The following is a 20,838-nucleotide window of genomic DNA, read 5'->3' on the forward strand; positions in this document are numbered from 1 at the left end:
GAAATCGACAGTGGCAGACGAGCACCCCGCCGCGGAGACCGGTCAGAGCAAGGGGGCGACGTGGCAGGTGGCGCTCATGTTTCTCAAACTGGGCGTCATCGCCTTCGGCGGCCCGGCCGCGCACACCGCGATGATGCGCGACGAACTGGTACGGCGCCGCGGCTGGGTCAGCGATGCGCGATTCGCCGATCTCATGGGCGCGACCAACCTCATTCCCGGCCCCAACTCCACCGAACTGGCCATCCACCTGGGCTACGACCGCGCACGATGGCGCGGTTTGGTCGCGGCCGGGATCTGCTTCATCCTTCCGGCGGCTCTCATGGTCACCGCCCTGGCCTGGGGATATGTCACCTACGGCAGCACGCCCGCAGTCGAGGGCATTTTGTACGGGATCATCCCTGTGGTGATCGCCATCGTCGCGCACGCGCTGTTCGGCCTGATCCGCACCGTCGTCAAGACCATCTGGCTCGGTGCCATGGCGGTCATCGCACTGACCGCCTATCTGCTCGGGGTCAACGAACTCCTGATCCTCACCGGCGCGGCACTGCTGTCTGCCGCCATATACCTTCTGCGCAATCCGCCCGCGAACCACAACCGTATGCACGGGCTACTGACCACGCCATTGCTCACCCTCGGCGGCTCGCCCCTGTTCCCGGACCCGACCGGAGCTCAGCTTGCCCAGTTGTTCCTCACCATGCTGAAGATCGGTTCGGTGCTGTACGGAAGCGGATACGTCCTGCTGGCCTTCCTGCGCGGAGATTTCGTCGAGCGGCTCGGCTGGATCACGAATGAGCAGCTCATCGACGCAGTCTCCATCGGCCAGGTCACTCCGGGGCCGGTCTTCACCACCGCCACCTTCATCGGCTACCTCGTCGCCGGCCCCGCCGGCGCGTTCCTGGCCACCCTCGCCATCTTCCTGCCCTCGTTCGTCTTCGTCGGCCTGCTCACCAGGCTCACCGACAAGCTCCGCTCCAGCGCCTGGACGTCCGCGCTGCTCGACGGAGTGAACGCCGCGGCGCTGGCCCTCATGGCCGGAGTCTCCTATCAGCTCGCCCGAACCGCCGTGGTCGACCCCCTCACCGCGGCCATCACGGTGATCAGCCTGCTCCTGCTCTGGAAGACCAGACTCAACAACGCCTGGCTGATCGCCGGCGGAGCGGCCGTCGGACTGGCCCATACCTTTCTCACGTGACCGAAAGGATCCCCATGAGCGGCACGCACACCTGCCAGTACTGTCGCCTGAACGCCGCGGCCGAGGAGCCTCCCGGCGGCTGGATCCACCGTGACGCGTTGTGGTCGGTCTACCACGGACCCGCCGACGCCTCCATCCCCGGCACCATGAAGATCGTCTCGCGGCGGCACTTCGTCGACTTCGCCGAGATGACCGCCTCGGAAGCGGCGGCCTTCGGCCCGCTGCTCGCCCAGCTCGACACCGCGCTTCGTGCCACGACCGACGCCGAACGTGTACATCTCGTCTCGACCCGCGACCGCGTCCAGCACTTCCACGCCTGGCTCTATCCCCGCCCCGCCTCCCATCCCCTGCGCGGCACCGACTTCCTGGCCGCCCCCCAGCATGGCGATCCCGCCGAGGCCGTGGCCGCGGCCCATGCCGTCCGCCGCCATCTCATCGCGGCCTCTCGCTGAGGTTTTCAGCCGGTACGGCAGGCCGTACCCCTTCAGAGATATAGCAATGTAGATTGATTCATCTATTTGTATTGATTTATAATGATGGTGTGCAAACCAGGAGCCCGTCGGCCGAGTCGCGGCGCTTCGCCCGGCACAACCTCCGCGGACACCTATTCGGTCTTCGTCCGCGCGGCCGACGGACCATGTGAACGCATCCTGTTCCTGCTCGGAAAGGACCTAGCGATGTCCGAAGTCCACGAGAAGCAGGTCGGCGTCCGCTACATATCGGACGACGTCCCCAAAGCCATCGAGTTCTACAGCAAGCACCTCGGTTTCACCGTCGAGATCAGCGCGGTACCCGCGTTCGCCTCGCTGATCAGGGGCAACCTGAGGCTCCTGCTCAGCGGGGCGAAGAGCCCGGCGGCACGGCCGCTGCCCGACGGCAGGACGCCGGCGCCCGGAGGATGGAACAGGATCCATCTCGTCGTGGGCGACATCGCCGCCGAGGTGGAGCGGCTCCGTGCCGAGGGCCTCACCTTCCTCAATGAGATCACCACCGGCCCCGGGGGCAAGCAGATCCTCCTGGAAGATCCGAACGGCAACCTCGTCGAGCTGTTCGAGTACGAAGCCATGTAACCCTCGGCCCCGGGCCGCAGCGGTCAGGACCCGCCGCGGCCTGGAGGCCTCAGGGGGCGGCGTCTGCCCCATGGCAGCTTCCCGGTCCAGGGCACCACGTCGTCCGGGTCCCTGGGGACGGCTTTCGCCGCGCCCGCGCCGGTGAGCGCCCGGACCTCCATCTCGGCGAACCTCACGTCATCACGCTCGCCGCGAGCCTTGGCACCGGCGTACCCCAGGAGGAAGGCCAGCGGGATCGACACCACGCCCACATGCCTCCACGGGAAGAGAGCGAAGTCGGCGCCGGGAAGCAAGGCCAGGGGATCACCCGAGACGGCCGGCGAGAACACCACGAGAACAGTGGTGACCGCGGCGCCGCCGTACATGCTCCACAGTGCCCCCACCGTGTTGAAGCCCCGCCAGAACCACGCGTAGAGCAGGGTCGGCAGAATCGTCGAGGCGGCCAGAGTGATTCCGAGCGACAGCATGAACGTGACGTTCTGCCGCATGAGAAAGATCGCGCCGACCGCGGGAAGCAGGCAGAGCACCACCACGGTACGGCGCGCCACGGCGATTTCCCGCGCTTCGTCGAGCGGACCCCGCCCGATGAGATTCGTGTAGACGTCGCGGGTGAAGCTCGCCCCGGCGCTCAGCGCCAGTCCTGCCGTGAGCCCGATGATCGTCGTGAAGACGACCGAGGCGACGAACACCAGCACCGGCCCCTCGGCGAGCGCGACCACCAGCGGGGACGCCTCCCCAGCTCGCTTTTCCAGTGCGGCGGCGCCGAGGCCGATCAGGACGATGAGCAGGGAGTACGGCGTGGTGAGCCAGATGGCCCAGGACACCGAACGGCGCGCGTGCTTGGCGTCGGGCACCGTGAGGAAGCGGATGAAGAGGTAGGGCAGCACGGCGTGCCCGAGCACCGTGGTGAGCAGTCCGGAGAGAGACTCCAGCAGGTCGGGCGCCGGAAGTCGCGTGGTCGCGTCTCCGAGCAGCGTCGACGCGTCAAGGCGGTGGCTCGACAGCAGGGTGTACGCGAGCAGGGCCACCGCGGTGAACAACAGGAGGGCGTTGATGATCTGGGTCCAGGTGGTTCCCCGCATGCCAGCGTGGTACACGGTCAACAGGGTGACGCCAATGATCGTGGCGATGATCAGAGCCTGGCCGGCGGGTCCGCCGAGCCCGATGAGGAGCGCGAGCAGGCCGCTGGCCGCCACCAGTTGCCCGGTCATGTAGAGGACGAACACCACGAGTGTGACCACCGCGGCGGCCAGACGGACAGGGCGGGCCCTCATCCGCACGCTCAGCGCGTCACCGAGGGTGTATCCGCCGGTGTTGCGCAGTGGTTCGGCCACGAGAAGTAGCGCGGTCAGCCACGACACGGCGAAGCCTGCGACCGGCAGGACTCCGTCGTACCCGGAAGACGCGATCCCGTCGCCCAGGGTGAGGAACGACGTCATCATCATGAACGTGCCGAACAGGGCGAGGCCGTTCTGCGGTGCGGTGAAGGCGCGGTCGCCGGTGTAGAAGTCCGGGCGTGTGTTCCGGGCCCGGCTCAGGCGTGAGATCAGGAACAGGATGACCAGGCTGAAGATCACCGTCGACTGCCTTCGAACTCCGCGCGGATCCTGTCGGCCAGGGGGTCGAGCCGCCGGCGCGCGTATACCAGGTGGACCACGGCGACGAGCACGGGCAGGGCGATCAGCCCGAGCGCGCACATCAGGCGCGGCACTCCGGGCATCCACCGCGAGAGGACCACGGTGACAGTGAACGTCCCGAGGTACAGCGTGGCGCTCCAGGCCAGGTAGCGCCGCGACCGGGACCGCAGACGGGCGAAGGCCGGGGAACGCTGGAGCGCGACGTACCTGTTCGTGTCCTCTGCCCTGGTCAGGGGATACGGTTCAAGGCCCTTGCCCGTGCTCAACGCGCCTCCTCCGGGATCTTCACGCCAGGGGTGTCTGTCCGGCACGGGTGCGCTGCCGGACGCTGACTGCTGGTGTGAGGCCTTCGGGCAGGTACACGTCCACCCTCGATCCGAAGCGGATCAGGCCGATGCGATCGCCTTGCCTGACGACCTCTCCGGCGTTCACGTAGGGAACGACGCGCCGCGCCACGGCACCGGCGATCTGCGCGAACTCCACGTCGCCCAGGTCGGTCCTCAGGTGCCACACGACTCTCTCGTTGCGGTCGCTGTCCTTGTCGAAGGCGGGCAGGTATCCACCCGGGATGTGGGCGAGCGAGGTCACCGTTCCCGTGCAGGGAGCGCGGTTGACGTGGACGTTCAGCGGGTTCATGAAGATGGACACACGGGTCCGGCCGTCCGGCCACGGATGGATGCTCTGGACGACGCCGTCCGCCGGGGAGAGAAGCCGGCCCTGGCCCAGCTTTCGCTCCGGATCGCGGAAGAACCAGAGCATGAGGCCCGCGAGCATGACCAGCGGCGGAGCGGCCACGGCGCAGAGACGTGAGCGCCGGGACCCGGCCGCCGCGGCGGCCGCCAGGGCGAGGACCGGGAGGAGCCAGAGGGTCGTTCCGCGTGCCAGCCTTGGCCGTGGGCGGGTGGACATGTGCTGGTCCCTTCCGGCTCAGGCCTGCGGCTGGAGTTCGATGATCGCGATCTCGGGCGGGACTCCGGCGCGCACGGGCGGGCCGAAGAATCCGGCGCCGCGGGTGACGAAGATGGAGGTGGACTCCTTCCTCGCCAGGCCGGCGAGCACCGGCTGCTGCAGACCGACGAGCCGGTCGAAGGGGACGGTCTGGCCGCCGTGGGTGTGACCTGACAGCTGGAGGTCGACGCCGTGCCTGATGGCCGCATGGACCTGGACGGGCTGGTGCGCCAGGAGGATCACCGGACGCGCCGGGTCCCTTCCGCCGAGTGCGGCGGCGAAGTCCGGCCCCGCGTGGTCGTACATCGGCGCCATGACGTCGGTGACCCCGGCCAGGTCGAAGGCGGCGCCTCCGGAGGCGATCTCCACGCGTTCGTTCAGCAGGGGCCGCATTCCGAGATACCGGACCTGATCGACCCACTCGTCGGCGCCGGAGGAGTAGTCGTGGTTGCCGGTCACGAAGTATGTGCCCTGGCGGGAGGTCAGCGCGCGCAGCGGCTCGGCGGCGCGTCCGATCTCCGCGACCGTGCCGTCCGCCAGGTCTCCCAGTATCGCCACCATGTCGGGCTGCTCGCGATTGACCCGTGCCACGATGCGCTCGGCGAGCTCCCGGTGGAGGAACGGCCCGAAGTGCGTGTCGCTCACCGCGGCGATGCGGAAGCCGGAGAGCCGGGGATCCAGTCCCCTGATGGGTACGGTCACCCGGACGGTCCGCAGATCACCGAACGCGGCGCTCATGCCGTACCCGACGAAACCGGCCGCGGCACCGCAGGCGGCGAGCGCGCAGGCACGAGCGAGGAACAGCCGGCGTCCGGGTTCGTCGAGCTTCAGTGCGTCGAGGCCATCGGGGGTCCGGAGAGGTGTTTCCGCGTGCTCGTCCGGTTCCCTCCGCGGGGTCGCTACGAGGGCCGGCGAGGGCGTCCGCGCCACCTCGGTCTTCGTCGACCGTCGCCACCACATCAGGAGCGCCGCGCGTGGGACCTCCAGCACCAGCAAGCTGAGGAGCAGGTAGAACATCAGGGCGATCCATACGTACCCCGCCCAGGCCAGCCACCAGGCATCTACGCCGACCGTCCGGGTGACCATGAACCCGACCACGCCGACGATGCCGAGCCCGGCGATCGTCATCCCACCGGCCCGGCGCCATCGACCCGGGCGGGTGGTGGAACGGACGAGCCGCGCCCACAGATAGAGGTGAATGGAGACGGCCAGCAGCGTGATGATTCCGAAGAAGATGAGTGGATTATTGGTCACCATGTCTTCAGAGTCTGGGAGCGCACGCTCTGCCGGTCACCACGTGTCCGCGCGATCTATGCCCGCGATTCAACGGGATATGGCGCGAATACGGGGCCACATTCTCGACAGGGCGGAGAAGAATCATGCAGATGACGAGGCGCGATATCGCCCTTTGGGCGGCTCAGATTCTGCTGGGAGCGTTCATCGTGTTCATGGCCCTGGCGAAGCTGGCCGGAACTCCCTCATCCGTGGAAATGTTCGACCAGATCGGGTGGGGCCATTGGTTCCGTTACGTCACCGGCGCGGTCGAACTCGCCGGCGGAGTGGGCCTGATGATCCCGCGGGTGGCGGGACCGGCCGCGCTCGGCCTGGTGGGCGTCATGATCGGCGCCACCCTCACCAATCTGACGATCGACCGGCCGGTCATGGCGGTGCTGACCGTCCTGCTCTGCGTCGCCTTCGCCGTCATCGCCAAGGTTCGGTGGAGTTCGACCAGGTTCCTGGTCGACCGCATCAGACGCTGAGCCTGGAGCTCCAACGCTCGAAAACGATGCATCGAACCACACTGGTGCATTTCCTGTTGATGTATCGTTGTTTACATGAAGCCTGGCAGAGAACTCGCGCCGCCGCCGTTCGCGCGGATGGCGGCCGATCCCCTGCGCTGGCGGCTGCTGCGAGAGCTGGCGCTGAGCGACCGGCGCGTCCGGGAACTGGTCGCGCTGGTAGGTGAGCCGCAGAACCTGGTTTCCTACCACCTGGGCCGGCTTCGGGCCGGCGGGATGGTCACTGCCCGTCGCAGTAGCTTCGACGGCCGCGACGCCTACTACCGGCTCGACCTGACGCGATGCGGCCAGCTGCTGGCCGAGGCGGGAGCGTCATTGCATCCCGGACTGGCCTTCGATCCGGCGCCGATCATCGCGCCCAAGGCTCCGGCTCCGAAACCGTGCGCGGTGTTGTTCCTGTGCACCGGAAACAGCGCCCGGTCGCAGGCGGCCGAGGCGCTCAGCAGGGTCCGCTCCGATGGCCAGGTACAGAGCTTCAGCGCGGGCAGCCAGCCCAAGCCGCTGGTACACCCCAGCACGGAGCGGGTCATGGCCGCCCGCGGCATCGACCTCACCGGCCAGCGGCCCAAAAACCTGAGCGAGTTCGCCCGGCGACGTTTCCGTTACGTGATCACCTTGTGCGACCGGGTGCGCGAGGTGGTTCCCGCCTTCCCCGGCGACCCCACGCTCGTTCACTGGAGCATGCCCGACCCGGCCGCGCAGGAGGATGATCCTTCGGCGTTCGAGCTGATGGCAGATGACATCGAGACCCGCATCAGGTTCTGGCTGACGTCGATCGGCGTGCCCGCGAATCCCGTCCGGTCATAGCGGGCAGCCGCCGACGGCGGCACCCGCGAGGGGACACCGCCGACGGCGAGTGGTGCGGGCGGATCAGCCGCCGTTGAGCTTGCGCTGAATGAAGGTGTAGACCGAGTCGCCGACTTTCGGCGCGTACTCGGCCACGTTCTGAGTCGCGGCACGGAAGTGCACGCCGGCCCAGACCCTGCTCATGCGGCAGTCATTGGCCAGGTCGGTCCAGTTGTTCCAGCGCAGGGTGATGTCGGTAGCCGGAGTGACCCCTGGCTCGATCAGAGAGGATCCCTTCGCGCGCGGGACCGTGATGTCGATCTTGTCGGTGCCGAGGAACCGGCGGGCCGCCTGCGTGTAGGCCATGCAGTTCGCGGACGTGCCGGAGGGGTACTCGGAGTGATCGTGCGTGTTCGGGTAGCTGCGCCACTCGTTTCCGGTGATGTCGTTGACCGTGCCCCTGCCGGGGCCGCCCCAGGCCGTCACCTTCTTGTCTCCGTACAGGTAGCGGATCGCGGAGAACGGCCGGACCGCGTCATACCTCCGCTTGAAGTACCAGGTCGCGACGGTGACATCGAAGATGGACAGGTCGACGGTGGTGACGAAGTGCACGGCCTTCTCGATGTCGAAGTTGTGCTGTTTGAAGACCGCGTTGCCGGTGACGAATCCAAGGCTGTAGATCTTGTCGTTGAAGAACTCGGCGACCATCTTCCTGTGGTCGTTCAGGTTCGCCGACGCGGCCAGGATCTCGTCGGCCTGGCGCTTGTAGCCGACGCGATTGCGATGGTTGCTGTCGACCGGGGGTGAGACCGTGAACTGGGACGGGCTGCTGTAGGAGACCGGCTTGACCTGCCCATAGTAGGGGGTCACATACTGCTGGGCTCTGAACAGGCCGTTCGATGAGATGACGTTCGGCTGCCAGCGGGACGGGTTGCGGAGCTCGTGGGGAGTGTTGACCGGCTTGTACCCGGTGTAGTCGGCGTACGACTGCCGGTTGTACGCGCGGCCTCCTTCGCTTCCGTCCCGGTTCGACCCGTCGTTCTTACGCGCCTCGATGACCTTCTTGGCCGCGAGGTTGCCGATGCCGATGGGAGTGGTGGTGTTCTCCGACCTGTCGTCGGGATCGAGCCCCACCGAGGTCAGCATGGTGCGGAAGTCCGCGGTGAAGTGCGGGAAGACCGCGGTCAGCGAGGTGTAGGCCGAGTAGATGACGGCGGTGTTCCTGTTGCGGGTGGTCGCCTCGCTTCTCGGGCGGCGTCCCAGGTTGGAGTAGATGCCCACCGCCGTCGCATGGTACGGGGCAATGGCGTCGAACCAGGCGAGCTCCACCATCAGGATATGGTCGGCGATCAGCGTGGCGTCGCCGCCGTCCGTGATCGTGCGCACCGCTTTCTGGAATCTGGGGTAGATGACCTCGGTCAGGGAGTTGCCGTTGTCGAAGTCGAAGGCCGCCGCCGTCTTGTGCTGCGAGGCGGCCGCGCCGGGGACCAGGCTCATCGTCAGTAACGCCGCGACGGCGACGGCCATCGCGTACTTCAGCCTCCGGCTCCATGACGGTCTTAGATCTGACACCTGACATTCTCCTTTTCGTTCTTTATGTGTGCGGCTTCATGGCGCAGAGGATGCCGTGGGCGACGAGGGCGTCGGCCGGCATTTCGCCGAGGTTCTCGGTGACTGCCTTCGTGATGGTGAATCCGCATTCCTCGAGCCACGCCTTATAAGTGGAAAGCTTCTGCGGCCCGCCCTGGCCCATGGTGCAGCCGAGGAAATAGGTGGGAAAGAAGTCGACCGCGTACGTGTCCTTGACGTCTTCCGAATACACGGGGCCGAGGATGTGGACCTCCCCGCCCGCTTCGAGCGCCCGGTACGTGTTGCCGAGGATCTTGAGCACTTCTTTCTTGTCGAACATGTCCAGGAAGTGCTTGATCAGCACGACGTCGAATCCTTCCGGCACGCTGCGGAAGACGTCGCCGCCGATGAACGAGCAATGCTCGTCCACGCCCTGCGCCTTGAAGTTCGCCAGGCACTCGGCTTCCTTCTCGGGAAGGTCGAACGTCGCCACGCGGAGACCGGGCGAGGTCTTCAACCGGTAGGCCAAGATCGCGCCCAGGCCGGTGTTCCCGGCGAGGTCGAGCACCTTGGAGCCGGGCTGTATGTCGATGTTCCCGAAGAACCAGGGGTCGATGTGGGCGGTGACGGCGTCCATCATCGTGCCCCAGGACTCCCGCAGTTCCTTCAGCTCAGCGAGGGCTTCATAGAGGTTGCCCGTGTGCCCATAGAGCTTCTTGAGCCCGACCGTCGTGCCCGTCCGCACGCTGTCGGCGAGGTAGAAGCTCTGCCGGAGCACCACCATCTTGATCATGTTCATGATGGCGAGCACCCGCTGGAGGTCCTCCTCGGCCACCGCGGCGAGCTCGGCGAGCGCGTACGTCCGCGACTCGTCGTCGTACGCGACGAGATCCTCCTTGACCAGCAGGTGCAGCAACTGCTCGACCGCGTCCGGCGCGGCGCCGACGACGGCGCCCACCTGGGCGGCGGTCATCCCGCTGTTGTGCCTCAGCGCGTCGACGATCCCGAGTTCGAAGGCGCACAGCAGGTTCATGAACCTCGTCGGCCCCAGCATGTATTCGCGAAATCTTCCGAGCACGCGTTCTGCGGTCATTGGGGTGTCCCCTTCCTGGGCGCGGCCGCCGAGGGTGACGCGCCGCGTATCCGCTGCACCACCGCGGCGGGGTAGGACGGACTCCGGTTCCCGCGCCAGGCCACGTGATGGTCGGGCCGGATCAGAACGAGGTCCCGCTCCCAGATCCCGCGAGCCAGGTCGTCTGTCACCACGGCGTGGTGCACTGGCAGGCCTTGTTCGGCCGCCGCGGTGAGGAGCCCGTCCGCGCGACCGTCTCCAGAGAAGTCGACGAGGGTGAAGAACGCGCCGAACCGGTCGTAGAGGGGCGTGCCATCACCGAGCAGCACACTGGGCGGGCGGCCTCCGGGCCAGGTTGTCGGCGTGTAGCGTCGCGGGGTCCACTCGGGTTCCGGCGCGTCGTCGTGGCAGACGATGCCGGAGGCGTCGTATCGGTAGCCCAGCTCGACTCCCGTGTACTCGTTCTCGCCCCGCTCCGCCTTGAGGAACGAGGCGATCTTTGGCAGCGGGGTGCCGTCGCGCAGGAGCCCGCCGGCCCTGAGGTGCACGCCGAGATGCCGATGGGAGGTGTGCATGTTGCGCAGGCCAACGGGGCGGCGCTCATCCTCGTAGCTGTCGAGAAGGCCGGGACCACCGAAGCCTTTGACCAGAGCGGTGATCTTCCAGGCGGCGTCCACCGCGTCGGCGATGCCGGAGTTCATGCCGTAGCCGCCGGTCGGGAACATCTGATGCGCGGAGTCCCCGGCGATGAGGACCCTGCCGGCGCGGTAGTGGTCGGCGATCACGAAGCTCGGGCGCCAGCGCGAGGTCAGCAGCACCTTGTCGATCTTCAGGTCTGCTTGCATGGTGCCGAGCGCGAACGCCGCCGGATCGGCGGGCGGCGGGTCGAATTCCGTGGGATCCATGCCGTTGACGTGCACGGTCCAGGTGTCGACCTCGTCCTGCGCGATGATCACATATCTGAAGGCGAAGTAGTGCCAGAACCGCCCATGGCGATGCAAGGTGTTCAGGTCACGGCTCTTGAAGTGCACCATCAGCGCGTTGGGCAGCTCAGGCACGTCGAACCCCTTCAGCCCGATCCCGACGGACTTACGGACCTGGCTCGACGCGCCGTCGCAGGCGATCACGTAGGGAGAGCGGACGAGGACCTCGCTGTCGTCCATGGTGCTGACCAGGCGGCTGACCACACCGATCTCGTCTTGGACGAGGGACTCGAAGCGCCAGCCGCACCGGAGCTCGACCCATGGGTGGCGTCGGCAGTGGGCTCGCAGGACCGGTTCCAGGTCGATCTGCGACAGGCGCTGCCCCGGCTCGACGGGTTGGGTGCCGTCATTGTGCTCCGCGATGTATTGACGTTCCTCGGAAACCGAGGGAAGCCTCCACACGGTGATCGGCTGACCGGCGAGACCGGTCGACCAGATGACGTCGGCCTGGTGTTCGGGCCGGACGCCGACGGAGCGGACGTCGGCGGTGAGCCCGAGCCGCCGGAGCAACTCCATGCTCCGGGAGCTGATGTAGTCCAGCTTCGGGTGGTTGGTCGTTTCGAAGCTCTCCTCGACGAGGACGCAGGGAACGCCCTGGTCGGCGAGCGTGAGGGCGGCGACCATGCCGACCGGGCCCGCGCCCACGACGAGAACCGGATCCACGATTGCCTCCTGAGGATGTGGGACGGTCCGGCCGCCCCACATCACGTGCTCAGCGTGCTTCGGTGGGTGTGTGGCCGACTTGCGCGGGCGGAGTCGCATGGGCAGCGGACTCGCCGGCGCCGGTGAAGGCGCGGACCTGGAGTTCGGCGAATCCGGCCTCGTTGCGTTCGCGGCTGGTGATGGTGCCCACGTAGCCCAGCAGGAAGGTGATCGGCACCGAGGCCAGCGCGGGATCGAAGGTGATGAAGGCGATGTTGATGCCTTGGAAGATCGCGACCGGGCTCCCGGTCACCAGGCCGGAGAACACGGCCAGGACGCCGGTCACGATGAGCCCGCCGTACACCGACCAGCGCAGCCCCGCGCTGTTGAAGCGCTTCCAGAACAGCGAGTACACGACGGCCGGCAGGACCGACGCGGCGGCGAGACTGATCGTCATCGGCAGCAGGGCGTGGATGCTGGCTTGCAGCAGCACGGTGCCCACGACGGCGGTGGCAAGCCCGATGACGACAGTGTTCCGCCGGGCGGCCTTAACCTCGGCGCCGGGGTCCTGCGGCTCCTGACGCATCGCGAACACGTCACGGGTCACCGACGTCACCGCGCTGATCAGCAGCGTGGCGAGCATGCCCACCACGATGATCAGGGCGAGCGCGCCGGCCAGGCCCACCAGCCAAGGGCCGCCGACGGCGTTGGCGAGGATCGGCAGCGTGGTGTCGCGCGTAGGCGGCGCCACGCCGATGTTCAGCCCACCGAGCAGCGCCACAGCGCCCAGGCCGACGACGGCGACGCACAGGTAGAACCCCGCCATCAGCAGGCCCGCCCAGCCGACGGATCGCCGCGCGTCCCGGCCCGAGGTGACCGCGGCGTTGCGCATGAACATGTACGGCAGAGCCGCATGCCCGACGAACGCGACGAACAACTTCGACAGATGGCCGATGGGACCGCCGCCTTCGCTGAACTCACGACCGGGCCCCAGCAGGTCGAACCCCGCGGGGTGCGGCGCGGCCTTCGCCTGGGCGTCGCCGAGCAACTGGAACAGGTTGAACCGATACTTCACCAGCACGACGGCGGTCAGCACGGCCAGCACACCGATGATCAGGGCCGCTTTGACCACCAGCAGCCGGGTGGTTCCGCGCATCCCGCCCACGAGGACGAACACGGTGGCCAGCACGCCCATGCCGGCGACGACGACGGCTCGCCCGGCGCCGGCGTCGAGGCCGAACATGACGCGGGAGACGATCCCGCCGGCTTCCATCATCACGATGGCGTAGGTGGTGTAGAGCACCAGAGTCACCACGATCGACGCGGTCCTGGCCGTCCGCTCGCCGACACGCAGCGCGAACAGGTCTCCGAGCGTCTGCCCGCGGATGTTGCGCAGCGGCGAGGCGAAGATCAGCAGCGCGATCAGCCAGGACATCACGAAGGCGGCGGAGAAGAGGAGGGCGTCGAATCCGTTGAGCGCCACGTGCCCGGTCATCGTGAACATGGTCGAGAGCAGGACAAAGCTCGCGAACAATGCGAGCGCGTTCTGCCCCGGGCCGATGCGCCGGCCCGCGACATAAAACTCAGCCGGGCTGGTCTGGCCGCGGCGGGCCGCGACCACGACTCCCGCCACCAGGATGAGCAGGGCGGCGGAGATGAGAGCGGTTGTCATCGGGCACCTCGTTCCAGATCCGCCCTGATCTCCTCGGCGAGGGGGTCCAGCTTGGTCCGGGCGAATCTCAGGTAGGCCAGGATGATCACCACCGCCACGGCGAACGACCCCAGCACGAACAGCAGGCCGACGTTCACCGTTCCGATGACCGCCCGCCGGTAGAAACCGGGCGCGAAGGCTCCGAGAAGGCTGGTGAGAAACCACCACCCCGTGAAGGCCACGCTTGCCCAGAGAATGAAGGTCTGCAGGTGGCGACGCAGGTCCTTGAACCGAGCACTGTCATGCACGGCGACAAAGCGGTCGCCGTCCGGCGGCGAGCTCATCGTGCCCATGACACCTCCTCGTCGTGACGTGACGGTCAGAACCGCAGCATCCGTCATCGCCCCGGCACGGGCATGCCCCAAATACGGGATCTCCGGCGTGGTCCCAAAATGGCGCGGCGGTCCCGCCGAACCACGCGAAAGTGCGATGTACGGCGATGACCGCCAAGGCGAATGGTGGTGACGGTTCGAAACCGATCTCGAGGAGCCCGGATGAGCGTGGCACCGGAAATAGACACCTGGACGTACGACGACTTCACCGGCGGCGAACTCGATCCCGCACGATGGAGCATCATGGCCGTGCCAGGACCCGGCGGCGAACGGTACGTCTACCAGGACGAAAACGCACAGGTACAGACCGGCGACGGCCACGTCGAGATCACCGTCAACCCGTTCACCCGGTTCCACGACACGAACCCCGCCCAGAACAACGCCAAGCAGATGTACCGATCCGTCCGGCGCATCCCCGTACCGGCGGGCGGGGCGGTGACGTTCGAGGTCGACATGGCGATACGGACCTTCGGCCAGATTCCCTACAACCTGCTCGACGCCTTCGGCACCATGAACGTCTTCGACATGGAATCCGGCGTCGTGCTCAACCTCGCCGCCACCAATGACACCGTGTACGCGCTGGTGGAACGCCGCGGCATCCCCGGCGGCCCCCTGCCGCACGTGCACTACCACCACCGGGTTGTCCTGGAGACGCCGACGGAACCGGGCACCGAGCACACCTACGCCATCACGTACCGGGCCGAGGACTCGGAAGCGATCTGGCACGTCGACGGTCAGGTCGCCTACCAGGCGCGCATTCCCGTGCCCGTCACGGGATTTCACATCGGCATGGCCCTGTTCTCGGCTCGGGACCTCACCCGCTACACCCGCGAGGAGCGTGAACACGGACAGGGCGCGAGCGGCCGGTGGGGGCCGTGGAGGATCACGGCCTCCGGTCGCGAGAGCGGCGGCTGAACAGGTCAGACGAGCAGCTCTCCCCCGTCGATGCTGAGATTCACGCCGTTGATCGAACGATTCTCCAGCAGGAAGGTGATGGCCTCGGTGCAGTCCCGCATCGTCACCAGCCGCCCGGTCGGCGTGCGTGCCTTGACGGCCTCCCAGACGTGGGGTTTGTCACTCCAGTACGGCGTGTCGGCGACGAGACTCGGATGCAGGGCGTTGAACCGGATCGGCGCGAGCTCGGTCACCAGAGTCCTCACCAGCGCGGCGATGCCGCCGTTGGCGGTCGTCACCGACGTGGAGCCCGGGTAGGGCCGGTGCATGGCCAGGCCGCCGAGCAGCACGGCCGAGCTGTCGTCGGACATCCTGGGCGCCAGGGCATGGACGACGGCGGTGTAGCCGACGAGCTTCATCATCAGCATGCGCGCCGCGTCGGCGGGACGGTACTCACGGACGGTGTTGTGGTCCCGCTCCAGCGCGGCGAGCACCAGTCGATCGACCCTGCGCACGCTGCCCAGCGCGGGCGCGATCTGTTCAGGAACGGTCAGGTCCAGCGCCAGGCCGCGGGCCTGCGAGCCGATCTGGCCGGCGATCTCCTTGGCCCGGTGCTCGGTACGGCCGGTGATGACCACCTCGCACCCCCGGGCGGCGAACGACTCGGCGGCATGCCGTCCGATCCCCGATGTCCCGCCGATGACAACGACATGAATGCGGTCGGACATTGATTTCCTCCTGCCGTCCGATGACCGGCCCGCTGACCGTACCCGCCGCTGTTACGGACGGTCGTCACGTATTCGCGGTATTCCAGGTGGCGCACGGTGCCGTCAATGCGGTTCTCGCGGTGAACCACGTGAATGGGCGATGGCCGCACGCGGCCGGAAACGGTGAGGCTCGACGTGAAATCGGCGAAAAGAGGCGCGATGACACAGGCACGCCAAGGTGAGCTGGGCCGGACCAATCGGTGGTGGGTCGTCGGCGGCATGGGGCTCGCCATCTTCATGGGCTCGCTCGACATGAGCATCGTCGGCGTGTCACTTCCGGCCATCCGGGACTCACTCGGAGCTCCGACAGCGACCGCGCAGTGGGTCGTGCTCGGATACCTGCTCCCATTGGTGGCGCTGGGCCTGCCGACCGGCCGGTGGCTGGACAACATCGACCGCCGGGTAGCGCTGGCCTGCGCCTGCGCGGGCTTCGCGCTCGCCGCCCTCGCGGCAAGCCTCGCGCCGACGATCGGCTGGCTGATCGCGGCCCGCGTGGTCCAAGGCGTGTTCAGTGCCGCGTTGCAGGCACTGATTCCCGTCCTGATCACGACGTCGGTCGAGGCGCGCGTACGTGGCCGGGCGATGGGGATCGTCGACGCGATCGGGATGCTCGGGTTGATCACCGGGTCGGTCGCCGGCGGTCTGCTCGTGGCGTCGGTGGGCTGGCGGTGGGTCTTCTTCCTGAACGTGCCCGCCTGTCTCGTGCTGATCGCGCTGGCGTTCCTTCAGGTTCCGCGCAGTGGCGGCGTCCGTCCGCCCGCGCGCAGTGCGGCGGTGGAGGCGGTGTTCCTCATCGGCGCGGCGAGCATCGTCATGATCGCGTTGACGCTCGCGACAAGCCAGGGGCCGCAATGGCTGCTGTTGGTGCTTGCGGCGGTACCGCTCATCCTGGCCTGGCGCAGGCTTGCCGTGAGCGTGCCGGTACGAAAGCTGCTGACGCTGCCCGCGATGCGCCGCCCGCTCGGCACGCTCGGCGCCACCTCGATCTCCGTCGGTCTGCTGTTCTACATCGTTCCCTTCTACCTGGTCACCTTCCTGCACACACCCGCCTCTGTCGTCGGTCTCGTGATGCTGGCGCTGCCGCTGGCGGCGGCCGTGTGCGGTCCGCTCGCCGGCCTGCTGGCCGACAGATATGGATATCCGCGGATCGAGCTCTTCGGGTTGGTCCTGGTCATCTGCAGCCTGCTGCTACTCCTACCGGCGAGTGAGTCCTGGCAGGCCGTCGATGTGGCCTGGCGGCTCGCGCTCGCCGGCGCCGGTCTGGGGTTGTTCAACGCGCCCAACATGAGCGCGGCGATGTCGGCCGCGCCCGGCGCGCTCCTCGCCACCGTGGGATCGGCCACCAGCGTCACCCGGCAGGGCGGCTTCGCGCTGGGCCCGGCGATGGCGACCTTGATCTGGGGATTGTGGAGCTTCGGTGCCGACGGTATCCGCGGCAGCTTCACCGCGGCCTCGCTGGTGGTCATGGCCGCCGCCGTCCCGCTCACCCTTCACATCTGGACGAACCGCTCCCGTGAGCCGGGACCGATGGCGGAAGACGTGGCGGCGCCGGACGGTCCATCCCCATCGGAACGTCCATGACCCGCGAGCTTCGTGGCCGGGAAGCGGAAGAACGGCAGATCGCACACCTGCTCCACATGGTCGCGGCCGGCGCGAGCGGCGCGCTCTATGTCGAAGGCGGCTGGGGCAGCGGCCGCACCCGGCTGCTGCGGGAGGCCGCCGACTCGGCCGCTCATCAGGGGTTCGCCGTCCTGGAAGGCATCTGGCCGTCCGCGGCGGACATCGGCGCGCATGCCTCGCACCGGCCGGTCCTCGTGGTCCTGGACGACCTGCATCACGCCGATGCGGCGCTCATCCGCAGCCTCGACACGGCGTCGTGGCGGCTGCGTGACCGCCCGATCGCCTGGATCTTCAGCCGACGCCGCGGGGCCGGTGATGCGGCGGCCGAGCGGCTCTTCACCCGCACGCGTATGGCAGGGCCCCACGTGGACCTGCGCCCTCTTTCCGCCCAGGCCGCCGGGCAGATCGTGGCCGACCATGCGGGCGCCGCTGTGGCCGCCCTCCCTCACCTCGCGCGGGTGACGGGTGGGAACGCGCTCCTGTCCGTCGAGATGGCCAGGAGCGTAGACAGTGAGCGGCCGGGTGATTTCATCGATCAGCCGTCCGATCGCGTCCGCTCGTGCGTACGGAGCGGTATGGCCGACCTGAGCGAGATATGCCGCCAGCTCCTCCACGTCGGTGCGCTCCTCGGGTCCCGCTTCACGCTGGGTGACGTGGCGAAGATGCTGCGACGTACCGTGGCGGAGCTGATCGCGCCGGTCGAGGAGGCTCTTGCCGCGGACATCCTCGCCTGCGAGGGTGAGTGGCTCGTCTTCACCCAGGAAGTCTTCCGGCGCTGCCTCCTGGCGTCGCTCCCGCGCCCTGCGCTGACGGCGCTGGAGGCCGAGGCCGGACGCGCCGGAGTCGAGGAGCGGTTTCACGCCACGAGACTCCCCGATCCGGTACGGAAGGCGGCCGGATGGGCGGCGCTGAGCGACGCTGAGCGTACGGTCGCCCGGCTGGCCGGCCAGGGACTGACGAATCAGCAGATCGCCAGCCGCGTGTCCCGGTCGCCGCACACGGTCAACTACCATCTGCGCCGCATCTTCAGAAAACTGGGCATCCGCTCGCGCATCGAACTGGTCATGCTCGCCCCTACAGATCATTCGGCAGCGGACGTGATGGACACGGCTGGGTGAACCTCCAGTTCCTTCAGCGTGCGGGCCGTGGACAGAGGGACCGCGCACCGGGCCGCGGCGTACTGGAGCGCCATGGTGTGGTGTTCGAGCGAGAAGTCGGCCATCGCATCGGCCACCATGAACGGCTGGATGTCCCGGGTGAAGGCGTCGCAGGCGGTCATGAGGCACCCGACGTGGGCGAAGACCCCGCAGACGATGAGCTGGTCGCGCCCGGCGCGCTGGAGCCGCTCCTCCAGATCGCTCCGATGGAAGGCGCTGTAGCGCCATTTGGTCAGCACCGTCTCGCCCGCCCGGGGTGCGACCTCGTCGGCTATCGCCCGGTCGGACTCCTGCCTGCTCATGCCCGGCCCCCAGAAGTCGTGCAGCAGCCCCCGCTCGTGGCGGGTCATGTCCCCCGGCTGTGCGGTGTACATCACCGGCACACCGGCCGCGCGGGCGGCGGCGATCAGCATCGCGGTGTTGGCCAGCAGCTCAGCCAGCGGGGACTGTCCCGCCGGGAAAGGCCGCAGGAAGTACCGCTGCATGTCGTGCACCAGCACGACGACCCGATCCGAGCGCGGACACCAGGGCACCACCGGGCTCGGCAGGTCGATCTCGCCCGGCATGCGATACGGCGCGAATCCATCCATTGCCATCGGCTGTCTCCTCTTCCGTTTCGGGACCTGTTCACACATGCAGGGCGGCACCACCGTCGACGTACAGGTCGTGCATCGTGATGTGACCCGCCTGATCCGACACCAGGAACGCGACGGCGTCCGCCACGTCCCGGGGCTGGGCCAGCTTTCGCAAGGGGATGCCGACGCGGAACGCGGCCGGCGATCCCCCTATGGCGAACGCCGGATCGGCATGGGAACCCAGCATCGAGCGCAACATGGGGGTGTCCGTGGAACCGGGTGAGACGATGTTGCAGCGGATGCCATACTCGGCCAGCTCCAGCCCGAGACATCGGGTGAACTGGGCAGATGCCGCCTTGGACGCGGCGTAGGCGGCCATCTCCACACGCGGCACTCCGGCCGCGTTCGACGCCACGGTCACGATCGCGCCCTGGCGACGGTGGATCATCTGGCGGGCCACGGCCCTGCAGACGTTGAACACTCCGCCCGCGTTCACCGACAGCACGTCGTTCCAGTCCTGGTTGGGCAGCTCGACCACCTTGCCGGTGCGCAGGACGCCTGCCGCGTTGACGAGGATGCCGATGGGGCCTTGCTTGTTCTCCACCTGGCCGACGAGCTCGTCCACCGCCTCGCCGTGCCGTACGTCGACGGTGTAGGCGCGTGCCGAGAGGCTCTCGGCCTCGAGTTTGGCCACGAAGGTGGCCAGCCGCTCCGCATTGCTGTCGACTGCGGCGATGTGTGCTCCGGCGCTGGCCAGGGTGCGTGCCACCTCCGCGCCGATGCCCTGCGCCGCGCCGGTGACCAGCGCGATCTTCGCCTCGATCCCGGACAGTTCCATCGCGATCTCCCGCCTGCTGGTCACCCGATGTCCCGGGCGAGCGTGGCTCGGTTCGTGGCGGCTTGGTCGGCGTCGTAGCCGAACAGCCATTGCTGATCGCCCAGACTCGACGACGCTCGAGCGCCGTCGTCGCGCTGCCGCTGCGCGTCTCCGTCGGCCAGGTGGAACGTCCGCGCGCTGTCGCGTGATTCACGCTGAATCCGGTTTGTCCGTGGAAAACGTAGGTGCTCGTAGGCCAGTAAGGCCTCGCGCAGGCCGCATCTGCCCGCCTCGGCCAAGAACCGGGCGAGCGATACGGCGTCCTCGATCGCCTGGTTCGCGCCCTGGGCACGGAACGGCAGCATCGGATGCGCGGCATCACCGATGACGGCCACCCTCCCCGACTGGAGCCTGGGCAGGCTCTCCCGGTCGTGCAGCGCCCATCGGCTGACCGCCTCCGCCGCGCCGATCAGCCGGGTGACGTCCTCGTGCCAGCCCATGTAAGAGGACGTGAGCTCGCGTACGCTGCCCTGCGCCGACCAGGACTCCTCCCGCCAGTCCGGCTCCGCGACGGTCGCACCGAAGCTCACCAGCCGACCGGCCGACACCGGGTAGCACACGCAGTGCCGGCCCGGCCCGAACCACAGTTGTACACGCGGCTCGGTGAGCAGATGGGGCACCCGCTCCGCCGGCACCAGTCCCCTGTAGATCGTCTGCCCGGAGTACCGAGGACGGTCGGGCGCGAGGTGCTCGCGCACCACGGAGTGGATGCCGTCGGCGCCCACCACCAAGTCCGCCACGACCGTCGTGCCGTTGGACAGATCCAGCCGCACGCTATCGGCCCGTGGCGTCACGGCGACGCAGCGGGCGGCGAGATGCACGCGCTTCAGCGGTAGAAGAGAGAGCAGAGCGCTGTGCAGGTCGGCCCGGTGCAGGGTGTAGTAGGGCGCCCCGAACCTGGCCACACACTCCGCACCCAGCGGAGTGCGCTGCAGGGATGTGCCGTCGTCCCAGCGCCGGATCTCGATCGCCTGCGGTGCGACCGCGACGGTGGCCAGCGCCTCCGCCAGACCCAGCCGGTGGAGTTCGCGGGCGGCGTTGGGCGCGAGCTGTACTCCGGCCCCCACCTCGGACAGGCGCGGAGCTTGCTCGTAGATGTGGAAGTCGACGCCGGCCCGCTGAAGGGCTGCGGCGAACGCGAGACCGGCGATGCCGGCCCCGACGATGGCCACGCTCATCTGCGACATGTCGGTCCCATCGCGGAGGG

21 protein-coding genes are annotated in these 20,838 nt (G+C 68.1%); 8 read left to right on the top strand and 13 right to left on the bottom strand.

What is annotated here, in order from left to right; genetic code table 11:
- Positions 1-10 precede the first annotated feature (10 nt).
- The 3 genes from chrA to ACFWY5_RS40590 all read left to right on the top strand — a co-directional run bounded on the left by chrA (position 11) and on the right by ACFWY5_RS40590 (position 2,262).
- On the top strand, positions 11-1,192 hold the full coding sequence (chrA, locus tag ACFWY5_RS40580; RefSeq protein WP_379637987.1) for a chromate efflux transporter: 1,182 nt from the start codon (positions 11-13) through the stop codon (positions 1,190-1,192).
- The gene (locus ACFWY5_RS40585; protein WP_379621320.1) at positions 1,189-1,644 is read left to right on the top strand and encodes an HIT family protein; all 456 of its coding nucleotides are present in this window, start codon (positions 1,189-1,191) and stop codon (positions 1,642-1,644) included. Before chrA ends, ACFWY5_RS40585 begins: the two co-directional genes overlap by 4 nt.
- Before the next feature lie 225 nt (positions 1,645-1,869).
- Positions 1,870-2,262 (top strand): VOC family protein, encoded by a 393-nt coding sequence (locus tag ACFWY5_RS40590; RefSeq protein WP_379621322.1) that lies wholly within the window; start codon positions 1,870-1,872, stop codon positions 2,260-2,262.
- 23 nt (positions 2,263-2,285) lie between these two features.
- Here the strand turns inward: ACFWY5_RS40590 and ACFWY5_RS40595 are convergent, their stop codons facing one another.
- Genes ACFWY5_RS40595 through ACFWY5_RS40610 form a run of 4 tightly spaced genes read right to left on the bottom strand, consistent with a single transcriptional unit; the run spans position 2,286 to position 6,104 of the window.
- Positions 2,286-3,839: a cation acetate symporter gene (locus tag ACFWY5_RS40595; RefSeq protein ID WP_379621324.1), complete on the bottom strand. Its 1,554-nt coding sequence runs from the start codon at positions 3,837-3,839 to the stop codon at positions 2,286-2,288.
- Complete coding sequence (locus tag ACFWY5_RS40600; protein ID WP_379621326.1) at positions 3,836-4,165, bottom strand: hypothetical protein; 330 nt, start codon at positions 4,163-4,165, stop codon at positions 3,836-3,838. The genes ACFWY5_RS40595 and ACFWY5_RS40600 overlap by 4 nt, the downstream gene beginning before the upstream one ends.
- Before the next feature lie 19 nt (positions 4,166-4,184).
- Positions 4,185-4,808 (bottom strand): phosphatidylserine decarboxylase, encoded by a 624-nt coding sequence (locus ACFWY5_RS40605; protein WP_379621328.1) that lies wholly within the window; start codon positions 4,806-4,808, stop codon positions 4,185-4,187.
- An 18-nt stretch (positions 4,809-4,826) separates the two neighbouring features.
- On the bottom strand, positions 4,827-6,104 hold the full coding sequence (locus tag ACFWY5_RS40610) for a metallophosphoesterase (RefSeq protein WP_379637988.1): 1,278 nt from the start codon (positions 6,102-6,104) through the stop codon (positions 4,827-4,829).
- A 128-nt stretch (positions 6,105-6,232) separates the two neighbouring features.
- Here ACFWY5_RS40610 and ACFWY5_RS40615 point away from each other — a divergent pair, with 128 nt between their 5' ends.
- Together ACFWY5_RS40615 and ACFWY5_RS40620 are read left to right on the top strand one after the other, a co-directional pair.
- Positions 6,233-6,607, top strand: coding sequence for a DoxX family protein (locus tag ACFWY5_RS40615; protein WP_379621332.1), 375 nt, complete (start codon positions 6,233-6,235; stop codon positions 6,605-6,607).
- Between the two features lie 75 nt (positions 6,608-6,682).
- The gene (locus ACFWY5_RS40620; RefSeq protein ID WP_379637989.1) at positions 6,683-7,453 is read left to right on the top strand and encodes an ArsR family transcriptional regulator; all 771 of its coding nucleotides are present in this window, start codon (positions 6,683-6,685) and stop codon (positions 7,451-7,453) included.
- A gap of 63 nt (positions 7,454-7,516) precedes the next feature.
- Here ACFWY5_RS40620 and ACFWY5_RS40625 read toward each other — a convergent pair whose 3' ends face one another.
- The 5 genes from ACFWY5_RS40625 to ACFWY5_RS40645 are packed head-to-tail and all read right to left on the bottom strand — an operon-like array spanning position 7,517 to position 13,702.
- Positions 7,517-9,004, bottom strand: a complete 1,488-nt coding sequence (locus tag ACFWY5_RS40625) for a vanadium-dependent haloperoxidase (protein WP_379621336.1) — start codon at positions 9,002-9,004, stop codon at positions 7,517-7,519.
- 22 nt (positions 9,005-9,026) lie between these two features.
- Positions 9,027-10,094, bottom strand: coding sequence for a methyltransferase (locus ACFWY5_RS40630; protein WP_379637990.1), 1,068 nt, complete (start codon positions 10,092-10,094; stop codon positions 9,027-9,029).
- A complete protein-coding gene (locus ACFWY5_RS40635; RefSeq protein ID WP_379637991.1) occupies positions 10,091-11,719 on the bottom strand; it encodes an FAD-dependent monooxygenase in 1,629 nt (542 codons plus the stop codon). The genes ACFWY5_RS40630 and ACFWY5_RS40635 overlap by 4 nt, the downstream gene beginning before the upstream one ends.
- A 49-nt stretch (positions 11,720-11,768) precedes the next feature.
- A complete protein-coding gene (locus ACFWY5_RS40640; protein ID WP_379637993.1) occupies positions 11,769-13,370 on the bottom strand; it encodes a cation acetate symporter in 1,602 nt (533 codons plus the stop codon).
- Positions 13,367-13,702 (bottom strand): DUF485 domain-containing protein, encoded by a 336-nt coding sequence (locus tag ACFWY5_RS40645; protein WP_379637994.1) that lies wholly within the window; start codon positions 13,700-13,702, stop codon positions 13,367-13,369. The genes ACFWY5_RS40640 and ACFWY5_RS40645 overlap by 4 nt, the downstream gene beginning before the upstream one ends.
- A gap of 201 nt (positions 13,703-13,903) precedes the next feature.
- Here ACFWY5_RS40645 and ACFWY5_RS40650 point away from each other — a divergent pair, with 201 nt between their 5' ends.
- Entirely contained in the window at positions 13,904-14,656 is a 753-nt protein-coding gene (locus ACFWY5_RS40650) for a DUF6081 family protein (protein WP_379621347.1), read from the top strand.
- Positions 14,657-14,661: 5 nt separating this feature from the next.
- On the opposite strand, the gene ACFWY5_RS40655 is transcribed toward ACFWY5_RS40650, so the two are convergent.
- The gene (locus tag ACFWY5_RS40655; RefSeq protein ID WP_379637995.1) at positions 14,662-15,363 is read right to left on the bottom strand and encodes an SDR family NAD(P)-dependent oxidoreductase; all 702 of its coding nucleotides are present in this window, start codon (positions 15,361-15,363) and stop codon (positions 14,662-14,664) included.
- A 198-nt stretch (positions 15,364-15,561) separates the two neighbouring features.
- Here ACFWY5_RS40655 and ACFWY5_RS40660 point away from each other — a divergent pair, with 198 nt between their 5' ends.
- Together ACFWY5_RS40660 and ACFWY5_RS40665 are read left to right on the top strand one after the other, a co-directional pair.
- The gene (locus ACFWY5_RS40660) at positions 15,562-16,983 is read left to right on the top strand and encodes an MFS transporter (protein ID WP_379637996.1); all 1,422 of its coding nucleotides are present in this window, start codon (positions 15,562-15,564) and stop codon (positions 16,981-16,983) included.
- Positions 16,980-18,140 carry a BREX system ATP-binding domain-containing protein gene (locus ACFWY5_RS40665; RefSeq protein ID WP_379637997.1) on the top strand — a complete coding sequence of 387 codons (1,161 nt, stop codon included), beginning with the start codon at positions 16,980-16,982 and terminating at the stop codon, positions 18,138-18,140. Before ACFWY5_RS40660 ends, ACFWY5_RS40665 begins: the two co-directional genes overlap by 4 nt.
- Here the strand turns inward: ACFWY5_RS40665 and ACFWY5_RS40670 are convergent.
- Genes ACFWY5_RS40670 through ACFWY5_RS40680 form a run of 3 tightly spaced genes read right to left on the bottom strand, consistent with a single transcriptional unit; the run spans position 18,104 to position 20,818 of the window.
- Positions 18,104-18,775 carry an isochorismatase family protein gene (locus ACFWY5_RS40670; RefSeq protein WP_379637998.1) on the bottom strand — a complete coding sequence of 224 codons (672 nt, stop codon included), beginning with the start codon at positions 18,773-18,775 and terminating at the stop codon, positions 18,104-18,106. The genes ACFWY5_RS40665 and ACFWY5_RS40670 overlap by 37 nt on opposite strands.
- 31 nt (positions 18,776-18,806) lie before the next feature.
- Positions 18,807-19,616 (bottom strand): 2,3-dihydro-2,3-dihydroxybenzoate dehydrogenase, encoded by an 810-nt coding sequence (locus ACFWY5_RS40675; protein WP_379637999.1) that lies wholly within the window; start codon positions 19,614-19,616, stop codon positions 18,807-18,809.
- Positions 19,613-20,818 carry an FAD-dependent monooxygenase gene (locus ACFWY5_RS40680; RefSeq protein WP_379638000.1) on the bottom strand — a complete coding sequence of 402 codons (1,206 nt, stop codon included), beginning with the start codon at positions 20,816-20,818 and terminating at the stop codon, positions 19,613-19,615. Before ACFWY5_RS40680 ends, ACFWY5_RS40675 begins: the two co-directional genes overlap by 4 nt.
- Between the last annotated feature and the right edge of the window lie 20 nt (positions 20,819-20,838).

The sequence above is a fragment of the Nonomuraea sp. NPDC059007 genome, assembly GCF_042740555.1.
In the GTDB taxonomy this organism is placed as follows: Bacteria; Actinomycetota; Actinomycetes; order Streptosporangiales; family Streptosporangiaceae; genus Nonomuraea.

Bases quoted from the DNA above. Each gene is read 5' to 3' on its own strand.
- ACFWY5_RS40590 (WP_379621322.1), top strand. From the start codon at position 1,870: ATGTCCGAAGTCCACGAGAAGCAGGTCGGCGTCCGCTACATATCGGAC.
- ACFWY5_RS40605 (WP_379621328.1), bottom strand. From the start codon at position 4,808: ATGTCCACCCGCCCACGGCCAAGGCTGGCACGCGGAACGACCCTCTGG.
- ACFWY5_RS40610 (WP_379637988.1), bottom strand. From the start codon at position 6,104: ATGGTGACCAATAATCCACTCATCTTCTTCGGAATCATCACGCTGCTG.
- ACFWY5_RS40615 (WP_379621332.1), top strand. From the start codon at position 6,233: ATGACGAGGCGCGATATCGCCCTTTGGGCGGCTCAGATTCTGCTGGGA.
- ACFWY5_RS40620 (WP_379637989.1), top strand. From the start codon at position 6,683: ATGAAGCCTGGCAGAGAACTCGCGCCGCCGCCGTTCGCGCGGATGGCG.
- ACFWY5_RS40630 (WP_379637990.1), bottom strand. From the start codon at position 10,094: ATGACCGCAGAACGCGTGCTCGGAAGATTTCGCGAATACATGCTGGGG.
- ACFWY5_RS40640 (WP_379637993.1), bottom strand. From the start codon at position 13,370: ATGACAACCGCTCTCATCTCCGCCGCCCTGCTCATCCTGGTGGCGGGA.
- ACFWY5_RS40645 (WP_379637994.1), bottom strand. From the start codon at position 13,702: ATGGGCACGATGAGCTCGCCGCCGGACGGCGACCGCTTTGTCGCCGTG.
- ACFWY5_RS40650 (WP_379621347.1), top strand. From the start codon at position 13,904: ATGAGCGTGGCACCGGAAATAGACACCTGGACGTACGACGACTTCACC.
- ACFWY5_RS40655 (WP_379637995.1), bottom strand. From the start codon at position 15,363: ATGTCCGACCGCATTCATGTCGTTGTCATCGGCGGGACATCGGGGATC.
- ACFWY5_RS40660 (WP_379637996.1), top strand. From the start codon at position 15,562: ATGACACAGGCACGCCAAGGTGAGCTGGGCCGGACCAATCGGTGGTGG.
- ACFWY5_RS40665 (WP_379637997.1), top strand. From the start codon at position 16,980: ATGACCCGCGAGCTTCGTGGCCGGGAAGCGGAAGAACGGCAGATCGCA.
- ACFWY5_RS40670 (WP_379637998.1), bottom strand. From the start codon at position 18,775: ATGGCAATGGATGGATTCGCGCCGTATCGCATGCCGGGCGAGATCGAC.
- ACFWY5_RS40680 (WP_379638000.1), bottom strand. From the start codon at position 20,818: ATGTCGCAGATGAGCGTGGCCATCGTCGGGGCCGGCATCGCCGGTCTC.